We start from the raw sequence: 13702 nt of genomic DNA, 5'->3' as shown, positions 1-13702 counted from the left end.
GGGAAACCCTGCCCCCACCCCACCACGACAAAGGCCAACCCCGCACCAACCACTACCACCACCCCGAGCGGCTACTACAGGAAAGCGACGACGACGGCCCCTAGCAGAAACCGGAGCGCGCCGTCGCGGCTAGTCCAGATAGCCGTTGTCGCGGTACCAGTCATGGGCGGCCCGCAACGCGGTCCGGAACGGCGTGAATGGCACGCCCAACTCGGTACGGGACTTGCTGGCATCGGCGAAGATCTCGGCGGTCGACAGCCGCATCTGGCGCGCGTCGATCGGCAGCCTCGGCCCCACGACGAAGCGGGCGGCGCTGACCCCCGCCGCTGCCACCGGAATGAACCAGCGCGGCAGCATCACCGACGGCCCACGCCGGTCGAAGAGTTCGCACGCGCCCGTGAACGCTTCGCGGAACGACAGGTTCTCCCCGCCGAGGATGTAGCGCTCCCCGATCCGGCCCCGCTCGGCAGCCGCGATGTGTCCGGCCACCACGTCGTCGACCGAGACGAAGTTGGTGCCGCCGGGAGCGGCGAACCACAGCCGGCCCTGCTTGGCTTCGACGAGCATCGCACTGGCAATGCGGTGGACGTCGCGGGGTCCGATGACCACCGACGGGTTGACGATCACAACCGGCAGGCCGGCCGCGGCGGCCTTCTGCAGTTCGATCTCGGCGAGATGCTTGCTGTGCCCGTAGGGGAACTGCTTAGGGCGGATGTTGAATTCGTCGGTCTCGACCAGCTCATGCCCACGCTCCGGTACCCCGAGTGCGGCAAGTGAACTGGTGTAGACGAAACGCTGGACGCCGGCGCGCGCCGCCGCGGCGGCCATGTCGCGAGTCCCGTCAACGTTGGTGCGGTAGAGCCGTGTCTGAGTCCGGTAGCGCCAGTAGTCCGAGATCGCTGCGGTGTGAAACACCCAGTCACAGTCGGCCATTGCTTCGGCCAGTGCGTCGACGCCGTCGTTGACGTCACCGATGCGGGTCTCGCAGTCCAACCCCTCCAGGGCAGCCATCGGCGAGGTCGAGCGGCGCAGCACGCGCACCTTCACGCCCCGGCTCAGCAGCGCAGCGACCAGGTTCGAGCCGACGAATCCGGTTCCCCCGGTGACGAATGCACGCATGCCGATCAGAACCGGTAGGTCGTACAACCGACCTCGACACCCGAGCCGACCGCCATGATCAGCGCGACGTCGCCGGGCTTGACCAGGCCGCGCCGGCGGGCGTCGGCAATCTGGTACGGCAGCGTCGAGGTGAACGGGTCACTGGTCTGGCCCTGCGCTTCGAGATCGACGAACCGCGAGCGGTCCACCCCGATGTGCGCGGCCAGCTCATCGAGTGCGGCTCCGGGAAGATACGGCGGGAACACCAGCGCGATGTCCTGGGGCGCCAGCCCCTCCAGAGTCAGCAGCTCCTTGACCGACGACGGCAGGCAGCTCACGTAGATCGCGGCCAGATTCGGGTCGCGGTCGATCCGCAGCCACATCCGGCCGTCGCGCTCCTGGGTGTAGGTCGTCAGCGCACCGCGGTGCTCCGGGTGGTGACCGAACACGAAGCGGCCGAAGCCTTCTGGCCCGTTGCTTGGGCTCAACATGATCGCCGAACCGGTCTCTGCGATGCCGTTGCGCGGATAGCCACTCGCCAGGGTGTTGTTCTCCACCTCAGAGGCCAGCACCATGGCGTGCCCGGTCCGCCCGGCACCGATCATGCCGGCCGCGACATGGCAACCGTTGAGGAAGCCGACCGCCCCGTTGAGGACGTCGAACGCGAAGGTCTTGGGGGCGTCCGCGGACTCGGGCTCGGCGTTGATCCCGACCTCGCCGGCGACCAGCGTCGCGACGGCCGGCTCGCTGAGGAAGTCGTCGCGGTAGATCCCCGCGTGAATCACCAGCCCGATGTCGGTGCGCTCGACTCCACTGTCGGCCAGGCAGGCGCTCGCGGCGTCGACGGCGAACTGGATGGAACTGGGCGGCTCCTGCCCCTCGGTGGCAAAACCGATGCCCTCGATACGCACCCGCGGTGTCGCCGGAAGTTCCCGACGGCCCCCGTTGGAGCGTCCGCGCGCGCCGTGGCCGCTCTGGCCGCTACCGGCCCGGCGCATCCGGTCCGGCAGATCGTCGAACGTGTAGAGACCGGTACCGATGGTCTGCCCTGATCCGGTGATGGACAACACGACATTGTCACCGGAATTGATCCGTCCCGCATTGATGTAGTCATAGAGCGCGACGAAGTGCGTTGTCGTAGCGGTGTTCCCGCGCTCGGCGAGGTTGCAGATGGTGTTGGCCCGGCTTGCGGCGCCGGCCCCGAAGACCCGGTTGATGGTCAAGATGGCGTCGTTGATCGATGCCTCGGAGGTCTGGTGCATCAGCAGCTGATCGGCTGTCTCGGGCCGCCAGCCGTGCCGCTGCATGACCGCCGCCACGTAGGGAACCGAGTGCTTCACCGCGATCGCGGTCTGGGTGACCGAGTCGGTGACCATGATGGCGCCGCCGTGCGGACCGTCGGTGGCCTTGGCGATGCACAGCTTGGCGAATTCGCTGAACGTGGCCAGGTCCAGGTCGTGGAAGCCAACCCGGTCGTTGGGGCCGAGTTCGAGCACCGCCGCCGCGCCGGCGTCGCCGACGGTCAGGCAGGCCAGCCGCGGGTCCATCGCGCTTTCGATCTCCTGCTGCGCGGTTTCGGTGATGTGGCTGATGTATTCACCACTGACCACCAGCGCGTTACGCACCAAACCGGTTTTGAGGAAGTCCTGGGCCACGCTGACGCCGGTGAACATGCCCGCGCAGGCGTTGTTGATGTCGAAGCAGACCGCGTTGGTCAGCCCCAGTTGGTCCCGGAGCTGCGAGGCGGTGCTCGGCTCGAAGGTGAACATGTGCTCCGGGCCGTCGCAGCGCGAGATGTTGCAGGCGATGACCAGGTCGATCTCCTCGGGGGCGTAGCTCGACCGCGACAAGCAGTCGGCAATCGCCTTGCGGCCCAAGTCGATCGAGAACTCGTCTTGGCCGGCCATTCGGCGGTTCTTGATCCCGGTGAGCCGCTCCAGGGGGATCTTCACCTCGTTGACGCAGTCGGCCAGCACCTGCTCGGTGGAGACCACTCGCGGCGGCAGGTACACGCCCAGGCTCTCGATCACGACGTTGCGCGCCGGACCGTTCTGCACGGGCTTGATCACCGGCGCCGGAGCGGCCTTGGGCGCCGCGGGTACCACGGCCGCCTCGGGTTGCGCCGCAGGCTGCTCGGCGGGCTGGGTGTCCTTGGCGGCCCCGCCGATCGGCCCGAACTCGGCGGCCAACTCGGCGATGGTGCCGTAGACGAACAATGACTCCGGCCGCAGTTCCAGGCCCAGCTCCCCCACTCGCACCGCAACTTCCAGCGCTTGGGTGGAGGCACCGCCGAGTGCGAAGAAGTCGTCGGTCACGCCGACCCGGTCCACGCCGAGCACCTCGCGCCAGATCTCGGCCAGCGCCTGTTCGGTTGCGTCGCGGGGCGCCACGAATTCCGCGGGTTCGGCGTCGAGGTCCTTGTCGCGAGCGAGCAGCGCCCGGCGATCCACCTTGCCGCTGGCCGACAACGGCAACAGGTCGGTGGTGCGGAACACCGCCGGAACCATCGCCGCCGGCACCAAGTCCAACAGGAATCGACGCAGCTCGGCCGTCCCGGGAGCTGCTGCGACCGGAACGATATGCGCGATCAGCTGCGTGTTGCCCGAAGCGTCTTTGCGTGCCACGACGGCGTTCTCGGCGATGCCGGGGTGCTGGGCCAGCGCGGCCTCCACCTCACCGAGCTCGATCCGGAAACCGTTGATCTTCACCTGGTCGTCGCGACGGCCCAGGTACTCGATGTTGCCGTCCGGCCGATAGCGGGCCAGGTCGCCGGTGCGGTAGAGCAGCGCACCCGGAACGGAACTGAACGGGTCGTCGAGGAACGCCGCCGCGGTGGCCTCGGGCCGATTCAGGTAGCCGCGGCCCACTCCCACGCCGCCGATGTGCAATTCGCCGGGCACGCCGACCGGAACCGGGTTGCCCGCCGCATCCAGCAGGTGGATCGCGATGTTGGCGATCGGCCGTCCGATCGGGATGATCGGCTCGGTTGCCCCACGCTCGCAGTGGAAATGAGTGACGTCGATGGCGGCTTCGGTCGGCCCGTAGAGGTTGTAGAGCTCGGCGGGCAGGGCAGCGAAGAAGCTGTCGCGCAGATCAGCGGTGAGTGCTTCGCCGCTGCAGAACACCCTGCGCAGGCCGGTGCAGGAGGCCGCCTGCGGCTCCGCGAGGAAGCGGCGCAGCATCGACGGAACGAAATGCATTGTGGTGACACGCTGTTCCACGATGGTGCGGGCCAGGTAGGCGGCGTCTTTGTGGCCCTCGGGCTTGGCGATCACCACTCGGGCGCCGACCGTCAACGGCCAGAAGATCTCCCAGACGAATGGGTCGAAATTGATCGGAGTCTTGTGCAGAACCCGGTCTTCGCCGGTCAGCTGGTAGGCGTCCTGCATCCACAGCAGCCGGTTGCGGATGCCGGCGTGGGTATTCAGCGCACCCTTGGGAGTGCCGGTGGAACCCGAGGTGTACATCAGGTAGGCCAGATCTGCCGAGGTGGTGCCCGTCTCGGGGGCCGAGGCCTCTTCGGCGGGAGCCGTGGACGGCTGGTCCAGGCACAGTCGGGCACCGGTGAAACCCGTTGGCACCAGCGACAAATGCGCGCGGTGGGTGACACAGACCGGAGCCTCGGGGATGTCGGCGAACATCGCCTCCATCCGGCCGGTGGGCTGCGCGGGGTCCAACGGCAGGAAGGCACCGCCGGCCTTGAGCACGCCGAGCAACGCGATCACCAGATCCTCGGAGCGCTCGAGCAGCACCGGAACCACCGCCGGACCGGGACCGGCGCCAGCACCGAACTGACGCAACCGATGCGCCAGGCCGTTGGCCCGCCGGTCCAGTTCGCCGTAGCTGATATCGCGCCCGTCGTAGCTGACGGCGACGGCATCCGGCGTGCGCGCCGCGGCGGCGGCGACCATCTCGTGCAGGCAGGCCGGCGCCGACGAGTAGTCGACCGCGGTGTCGTTCCAGGCCGCCAACGTGGCACGCTCGGCCTCGGTGAGCAGCGTCAGCTGAGACACCGGAACTTGCGCCGCCCCGGGCTGGGCCAGCTCGGTCAGCAGCAGCGCGAAGTGCTGCGCGAGGGCCTCAATGGTGGCGGCGTCAAACAGGTCGGTGTTGTACTGCAGCGCAAGCTGAAGTTCGTCGTCCTGCTCGCCGACCTGAAGGGTGAAGTCGAACGGTGAGCCGCCCTGGCCGATGTAGAGGGTTTCCAGACGCAGGATGCCGTCGGATCCGCCTGCGCTGTCTGTGTTTTCGTCGAAGAGCCGGACCTGCTGCCAGGCGAACGACACCTGGAACAGCGGGGTGCGTCCGGCGTCGCGCACCGGTCGCAGCCGCTCGACAAGCAGCGGCAGCGGGTATTCCTGGTGGCCGATCGCACCCAGCACGGTGTCTTTGACCTGACCCAACAGCGCAGCAAAGTTCGGGTCGCCACTGACATCGACGCGCAACGGCAGCGGGTTGGTGACATAGCCGACCATGCCCATCAGTCCGGCCCGGTCGCGGCAGGCGAACGGCGAACCGATGATCAGGTCGTCCTGCCCGCTGTAGCGATTCAGCAGCACCGCGTAGGCCGCCAGCAGGGTCATGTAGGGCGTTGCTCCGACGCCCCGCGCCACCTGCTTGATCCCGGCCGTGACCTGGGCGTCGACGCTGAACCGATGCAGCGCACCGTTGTAGGTCTGGATCGCCGGCCTGGGCCGGTCGGTGGGCAGCGCCAGGATCGGCAGATCGCCGCCCAGCGTCTCGCGCCAGTACTCCCACAGCCGCTCGCCCTCGGGCCCGGCCAGCATCCGAGACTGCTGCGCGGCGTAGTCGACGTAGCGATCTGCCGTCGCTTCCGGCGGGGTGGCGCCGTGTTCGGCTGCATAGTGCGCACGCAGCTCGTCGAGGATGATGTCGATGGACCAGAAGTCGACGGCGATGTGGTGCACCGTCAGCAGCAACACGTGGTCGTGGGGGCGCTCCAGCAGAGTCAGTCGCAGCACCGGGCCGGTACGCAGGTCGAACGGCCGGTCGATCTCGGTCTGAATCCACGAATCGAGCTCCGCCTCGTCCGCGCCGATGCGGTGGGTGGCGATGCGCAGCGGCCAGCGGGGGTGGACCAGGGCGACGGGCTGGCCGTCGCGTTCGGTGTAGGTGGTCCGCAACATGGGGTGCCGGTCCACCAGCGCCTGCGCGGCCCGCTCCAGGGCCGGCACATTCAGGCCACCGTCGATGCGTCCGGCGTAGGCGACGGTGTATGCCGCACTGTCCGGCGCAAGCCGGTGCACGAACCACATCGCGCGCTGCCCGTAGGACAGTTCGTGTTCGGATGCCGCGTCCTGTGCCTTGGCCAGCAGCAACTGGGCCAGCAGCTCGCGCTTCTTCTCCGGGGACAGGTCGGCGAGGTCGGCGGGGACGTCCGGACGATCCGTCACGCGCCACCCCCCTCTTCGGCCATCATCTTCGCCAGCAGCGCGTCCACCGCTTCATCGGAGAGCTCGGTGACCTGTGCCAGCAGTTCCATCTCCTGCGAGGAGGCCGCTCCCACGGTTTCCGGGGCAACATCCGGTGCTGCGGATTCCTCCTCAGCAGCGATCCGTTCCGGCGCGGCGGCCAACTGCTCACTGAGCCAACCGGAAAGACTGACCACACTGGGCCCGTCCAACAACCGGGCAACAGGAACCACGATACCGAGCTCCCGCTCGACCTGGATGCGAAGTTCCAGGGTGATCAGCGAATCCACCCCGAGGCTGTTCAGCGGTGCCTGGATGTCCAGGCCGGCCGGAGCCAATCCCAGCTTCCCGGCGACCAGGTCACGCAGGTAGGTCTCCAGCAGCCGCCGGCGCTCCTGCGCGTCGGCGGCCTGCACCGCCTCGAACAGACCGCTGCCGGACCCGCCGCCCTGCTCGCCGGTGGATGCGACCTGCAGATCGCGCAGCAGTGGCGACTGGGCACTCGGACGCCACCGCGACCAGTCGATGTCGAGCACCATCGCTTCGGACGCGCCATCGGCCAGCAGCGCCTCCAGCGCGGCGAAGTAGCTCTCCGCCGACAGCCCTTCCACGCCGTAGTGCGAGAAATGCCGGTGCAACTCCGAGTTGGTGAACATGCCCAGTCCGGCCCAGGGACCGAAGTTGACGCTCAACGCGGGCTGCCCGGCCGCCCGGCGATGCCAGGCCAGCGCGTCCAGGAAGGCGTTCGCGGCGCCGTAGTTGGCCGCACCGGGCGAACCCAGCACCGAGGCCGCCGAGGAGAACAGCACGAAGAAGTCCAGCTTCGCGCCGGCGGTCAGGGTGTGCAGGTTCCAGGCGCCCTGAACCTTGGGTGCCATCACCGAACGCAGCTTGTCCGCATCCAGGCGCGCCAGAATCGCGTCGTCGACGGTGCCGGCTGCGTGCACCACACCGCGCAGCGGTGGCATCGACGCATCGATTGCGGCAAGCGCCGCGACAACATCGGCGGACTTGGTGACATCGCCTTGGGCGATGGTCACCTCGGCGCCGGCGGCACGCAGACCCTCCAGCGTCGACTGCGCTTCCGCCGAAGGCGCGCTACGGCCCATCAGGACCAGGTGGCGAGCCCCGCGCTCGACCAGCCAGCCGGCCACCTTGGCACCCACCGCGCCGAGCCCGCCGGTGACCAGGTAGGTGGCGTCGTCGTGCAGCGTGAGCTCGTCGGCCTGCTGCGACGGCGCCGGGTAGGGCTCCAGCCGGGCGACATAGCGACGGTGGCCGCGCAGCGCCACGTCCGTCTCGGAATTGTCCGACCAGATCTCACTGAACAGCCCCCGCAGTTCTTCGGGGCCACCGTCGGCGGACAGGTCGACACCAGTGGGGTGCAGCTCGGGGTACTCGTGGTCGATGGAGCGGCCAAGGCCCCAGACCGGAGCCTGCGCGATCGACAGTGGCCCGGGCTGGTCGTCCCAGCCGGCCGGCTGCGCCGCGCGCGTCACCAGCCACAGCCGCGGCGATTCCGGCCACCCGGCCAGCGTCAGCGCCTGAATCAGGTGGACCACGCTCAACGATCCGAGATCGGTGGCCGCCGCCAGCGACTCTTCAGTCGTGTCGGCTGGTGCCGCGGCCAGCAGGTTCCACAGGTGCACCACACCCCGGCAGGGCGGCCGGTCGCCGCCGAACGCGGCACGCAGCAGCTCGGCGAAGTGCTCCGGGCGGCCCGGGTCGATCCGATAGCTGTCGGCGCTCACCCGGCCCAGCTCGGCAAGCCCCCTGACCGGTTCCACCAGCACGCAGGACTGCGACTGCGCCTCGAGGTGATCGCGCAGTGTGTCGGCGATCGGGCCGTCGGACAGGATCAGCCAGCTGCCGGGCTCGGCGGCTCGAACCTCGCCATCGGTCGCCAACGACGCCGGCTGCCAACGCATCTGGTAACTGTGTCCCCGTGGGTCGGCCGGGACACTGATGACGGTCGGCGCATGCGACGCCGCGGCGGACAGGGTGCCGGTGGCCAGCAGTGACCAGTCCTCACCGGCGCTCCCGTAGCAGTCGAATGCGTCTCCGGTCAGGGCGAACTGCAGGGTGCGTGCCTGATCAAGGCCCGCACGCAGGGTCAGCTCGGCAACCGAACGAGTGCCGGGACCGAATGCGACCTCCGCCGCGGACAGCGCCAACTCGGCCAGCTGCTCGGCCGACAGCGCCGCGGTGGTCACATCGATTTCGGCCAGCACGGTTCCCGGCTGCGTGACTGACCGGATCGGTCCGCGCCAGCCGCCGCCGTTGACGACAGCGCCGCCTCGCCGCGGTGCCGCGATAGAGCCGGCGTTGAGCCAGGAGTGCACCCGCTGCCAGGGGTAGGTCGGAGCCGGGACACAGCGGCTGCCTTCCGGGTAGATCCGCTCCCAGGCCACCCGGTGCCCCAGGGTGTAGAGGGCGCCCAGCGAGCCCAGCATGGTGGCCCGCCCGCCCTCGTCGCGGCGCATGGAGGGCAGCAGCGTGGCGCTGCGGTGCAGATGCTCGGCGTCCTCGCGTGCCCCGGTCAGCAGGATGGGGTGCGGGCTGAGTTCGACGAATGTGTCGTGCCCGGTCTCGAGCAGCCGCCGCAATGCCGGCGAGAACCGCACCGGCGAGCACAGATTCGCCACCCAGTAGTCGGCGTCGAGCAGCGTGTCGCCCACCAGTTCCCCGGTGACCGTCGAATACATCGGCACCGTCGGCACGGTCGGCTTCAGCTTCACCAGGCTGCCGCGCAGGCCGGCGGCGAGCGCCTCCATCTGCGGGCTGTGCGAAGCGACATCGACATCGATCCAGCGGCAGAACCGGTCCCGCTGCTGCAGTTTCGCCATCAGCTCTTCGAGCACCGCGCGCTCACCGGCGAGCACCGTCGATCGGTAACTGTTGCTCGCGGCGACGGCAACCTCACGCTCGTGGCCGGCGATGAGATCCTGGGCCTCGGCCAGGGTGGTCTCGGTGACCATCATGGCCCCACGGCCCCGAACGCCGCGCAGCATCCGCGCGCGGGCGCAGATCACTCGGGCGGCGTCGTCGAGGCTCAGCGCGCCCGCGACATGGGCGGCAGCCGCCTCGCCGAGGCTGTGACCGACCACGGCGGCGGGCTCGATGCCCCAGGACCGCCACAGCGCTGCCAGCGCCACCTGAATCGCGAAGATGGTCGGCTGCAGGATGCCGATGTCGCTGAGCTTGGAACGGTCCTCGGAACCGTCTGAGCCGCCTTGGGCAGCCAGTTCCTTGAGGATCGAGTGCCCCAGGTGGGGGAACAGCGCGTCGTCGCAGGCGGCCAGGGCATCGGCGAACACCGGCTCGTCGGCCTGTAGTTGTCGCGCCATGCCCTGCCACTGGGAGCCCTGGCCGGAGAACACGAACGTGACACCGGTGCCGGGCCGGCCCGGGACACAGTGGCCCACCGACAATCCCGGCCGTGACTCGCCCTGCCGGTAGGCCGACAGCGACTCGAACATCGCCGCCGGGGAGTCACCGACCACCGAAAGGCGATAGTCGTGATGCGCACGGCGGGCACCGGCGGTGTAGCAGAGGTCGGTCAGCGCGGCGCCGCCCATCAGAGCCCCCGCGAGACCGCCGGAAAATAAAGCCATCTCGTACTCGCCGACCAACGCGGTCAGCGCCTCCGGCGATCGCGCGGACAGCGCCAGAAGTTCGGCGCGCGGTGCGGTGTCGTCGGGGTGGCTGCTGCGAGCCTGCGGGGCCTCGGTGAGCACCACGTGGGCGTTGGTGCCGCCGAACCCGAACGAGCTGACGCCGGCGACTGCCCGGCTGCCCGCCGGCCACGGGGTCAGAGTCTGGACCACCTCCAGCGGCAGGCGGTCGAATCCGATGTGCGGGTTGGGCTCGGTGTAGTTCAGGCTGGCCGGGATCTGCCGGTGCTGCAAGGACAGCGCCACCTTGATCAGGCCGGCGATACCGGCCGCCGCCTCCAGGTGGCCGATGTTGGTCTTGACCGAGCCGACCAGGCAGCGGCTGCCCTCGGGCCGCCCTTCGGCGAGCACGGTGCCCAGGGCATTGGCCTCGATGGCGTCGCCGATCGCGGTGCCGGTGCCGTGCGCCTCGATGTACTGAACAGCGCCGGCCGGCAGTCCCGCCCGGCGGAACGCCTCGACGACCACACTCTCCTGCGCGCGCCCGCTGGGGGCGATCAGGCCGTTGGTCCGGCCGTCGGAGTTGGTGGCGCTGCCGCGGATCACCGCATACACCGGGTCGTTGTCTTCCAGCGCCCGGCTCAGCGGCTTGAGCACCACCACCCCGGCGCCTTCACCGCGGACGTAGCCGTCGGCGTCGGCGTCGAACGTCTTACATCGGCCGTCGGGGGCCATCACCCGGGCCTTGCTGAAGTTGATCGCCAGCGCCGGCGAGAGGATCACGTTCACCCCGGCGGCCAGCGCCATGGAGCACTCGCCGTCCCGCAGGCTGCGGCACGCCAAGTCCACGGCGACCAGCGACGACGAGCAGGCGGTGTCGATCGACATGCTGGGGCCGTGGAAGTCGAACGTGTACGACAGCCGGTTGGCGGCGATGCTCAGCGCGTTGCCGGTACCGGTATAGGCGTCGACCAGCTGCGGCTGGCCCAGCCGCAGGAAGCCGTAGTCGTTGGTGGAGATGCCCACGAAGACGCCGGTGCGACTGCCGGCCAGCTGATCCGGCACCTGGCCGGCGTCCTCCAGCGCCTCCCACGCCACTTCGAGCAGCAGGCGCTGTTGCGGGTCCATTTGCGCCGACTCGCGCGGCGAGATTCCGAAGAATTGGAAGTCGAACTGGTCGACCTGGCCCAGGAAGCCACCGCGGCGGGTGACCGCGGTACCCGGCACCGACGGGTCGGGGCTGTAGAACGCCTCGACATCCCACCGGTCGGCCGGGACGTCGCTGGTGGCGTCCACGCCGCCGGACAGCAGCCGCCAGAAGCTGTCGGGGCCGTCAGCGCCCGGGAATCGGCAGCCGATGCCGACGATCGCGATCGGCTCGTCGGCGGCGGGCCGCTCGGTGCGTTCGGGGCCGGCGGCCGCATCGACAGCCGCGGGAGTCTTGGCTGCGACCCGGGCCAGATGCGCCGACAGGATGTCGATGGAGGGGTATTCGTAGGCGATGGTCGGCGCCAGCTCGCAGCCCAGCCACTGTTCGAGGGCGTTGGAGAGCCGCACGGCGTGGATGGAGTCCAGCCCGTAGAACGCGAACGGCTTGGCCGGGTCGATCTCGGCGCGGGGCAGCTCGAGGTCTTGGGCCAGCCGCTCGATGAGCCAGGCACTGATCTCGGCCGCGCTGTGGGCGCCGGGTTCGGTCTGCGCTGCGGCCGGGGCCGGCTCGGCCGGGGCCTGCGGCTGGGCGGCTGCGGACGTCGAGGGCCACTGCGCCACCACCGGCAGCTCGCCGTCGAGGTAGCGCTGCTTACACGTGCTGCGCTGAATCTTCCCGCTGGAGGTGGTGGGCAGCTGCAACGGCTGGACCAGCACGACGGCGTGGGTACGCACCGAATGGTTCTCGGTGACCGCGGTGCGGATGACCTGCATGGCCTCGTCGGCCTGCTCCCCGCTCAAGCGGCTCGGGTCCACTTCTTGGACCACGACCAGCTGCTCGGAGGCCCCCGGTTCCGGGGCGATCGAGAAGACCGCACCACGGCCGCGCAGCAGCGCGGGATTGGTGTTCTGAACGGTCAGCTCGATGTCGTTGGGATAGTGGTTGGTGCCGCGGATGATGATCAGGTCTTTGCGGCGGCCGGTGACGAACAGCTCCCCGGAGTGCAGGAACCCCAAGTCGCCGGTGCGCAGGAACGGGCCCTCACCGGTGTCGGCCAAGGTCGCGGCGAAGGTCTCGTCGGACAGTTCCGCAGCGCCCCAGTAACCGTGCGCGACGCTGCCGCCGGCGACCCAGATCTCGCCGACCTGGTCTGCGGCACACTCCAGCCGGGTCTCGGGGTCGACGATGATCACCCGCTGGCCGCCGCGCGGTTTGCCGCAACCGACCATGGTCGCCACGTTGGGATCGTCGGGGGCGACGTTGACCACCCGGTTGTCACCCAGCGCGACGCGGTCGATGTGCTGCACCATCGGCACCGGCAGATCCGACCCTCCGGACACCAGCAGCGTGCCCTCGGCCAAGCCGTAGACGGGGTAGAACGACTCGGCCCGGAAACCGGACGGGCCGAACAGTTCGGCGAACGCGTCCAGGGTGGCGGTACGTACCGGTTCGGCACCGCACAGCGCCACCGTCCAGTTGGACAGATCCAGCGCGGCGCGCTCTTGCGGGGTGCTCAGCTCGACGCACAGATCGAAGGCGAAGTTCGGTGCGGCGGTGATCTTCGCCCGGTGCCGGGAGATCGCCTCCAGCCACCGCATCGGCCGTTTGATGAATGCCGTCGGCGGCATCAGGACCGAACGGCCCGCGACGTAGATCGTCTCGAGCAGACCACCGATCAGGCCCATGTCGTGGTACGGCGGCAGCCAGAACACGCCGGTCACGTCCGGCATGTCAGTGTTGGCCTCCCAGGCCTCGGCGATGGTCTTCAGGTTGTGCACCAGGTTGCCGTGGGTCAGCACGACGCCCTTGGGCGCACTGGTGGACCCCGAGGTGTACTGCAGCATCGCGATGCTGTCGGCATCGATCTGCGGCGCCACCCAGGACGACTCGCTGCCGGTGGCCTCGGCGTCGACGATCATCCAGCGCAACGCCTGCCCGCCGGGCAGGCCTTCGATCGCGGGCCTGATCTTGGACTCGATCTCACTATTGGTGAGCGCGTAGCCGGGCTCGACGTCGCCGATGATCGACTCGACGCGGGGCAGCAGGTGTTCGCGCATCGGCGGATGCACCGGGATCGCGATGGATCCGGCGTACAGGCAGCCGAAGAAGCTGGCGATGAAGTCCAGCCCCGGTGGGCACAACACCAGCACGCGTTCCCCGGCTGTCCCCTGGGCCTGCAGTTCAGCGGCGATCTGGCGGGCGCGCCGGTCCAGCTCCCCATAGGTCACCTGGCTGATTTCGTGCTCGTCGCCGTCACGCGAGAAGGTGAACGCCAGGTTCTCGCCGTACTGCGCCGCGCGCTGGGTCAGCAGGTCCACCAGCGTGCGCAAGGTGTGCGCTGATTCGTCCGGCCCGCTCATCGATCGCGTCTCCCGTGTAACTGACGAAGAAGGTTCTGGATGGGGCCC

General features: G+C 69.3%; 3 protein-coding genes. All 3 read right to left on the bottom strand.

Annotated features, from left to right (window positions below; translation table 11 throughout):
• Window positions 1-129: 129 nt before the first annotated feature.
• From AWC18_RS06325 to AWC18_RS06315, 3 genes are read right to left on the bottom strand one after another with little or no spacing between them, the layout of a single operon-like run.
• Complete coding sequence (locus tag AWC18_RS06325; protein ID WP_085138113.1) at window positions 130-1119, bottom strand: NAD-dependent epimerase/dehydratase family protein; 990 nt, start codon at window positions 1117-1119, stop codon at window positions 130-132.
• Window positions 1120-1124: 5 nt separating this feature from the next.
• On the bottom strand, window positions 1125-6512 hold the full coding sequence (locus AWC18_RS06320; RefSeq protein ID WP_085138112.1) for a non-ribosomal peptide synthetase: 5388 nt from the start codon (window positions 6510-6512) through the stop codon (window positions 1125-1127).
• Window positions 6509-13654: a type I polyketide synthase gene (locus AWC18_RS06315; RefSeq protein ID WP_085138111.1), complete on the bottom strand. Its 7146-nt coding sequence runs from the start codon at window positions 13652-13654 to the stop codon at window positions 6509-6511. The genes AWC18_RS06320 and AWC18_RS06315 overlap by 4 nt, the downstream gene beginning before the upstream one ends.
• Window positions 13655-13702 lie beyond the last annotated feature (48 nt).

Origin of the sequence: Mycolicibacter nonchromogenicus, assembly GCF_002101775.1 — a bacterium.
Taxonomy (GTDB): Bacteria; Actinomycetota; Actinomycetes; order Mycobacteriales; family Mycobacteriaceae; genus Mycobacterium; species Mycobacterium nonchromogenicum.
This window is presented reverse-complemented; position numbering and strand designations above follow the sequence as displayed.

Bases quoted from the DNA above. Each gene is read 5' to 3' on its own strand.
- AWC18_RS06325 (WP_085138113.1), bottom strand. From the start codon at position 1,119: ATGCGTGCATTCGTCACCGGGGGAACCGGATTCGTCGGCTCGAACCTG.
- AWC18_RS06315 (WP_085138111.1), bottom strand. From the start codon at position 13,654: ATGAGCGGGCCGGACGAATCAGCGCACACCTTGCGCACGCTGGTGGAC.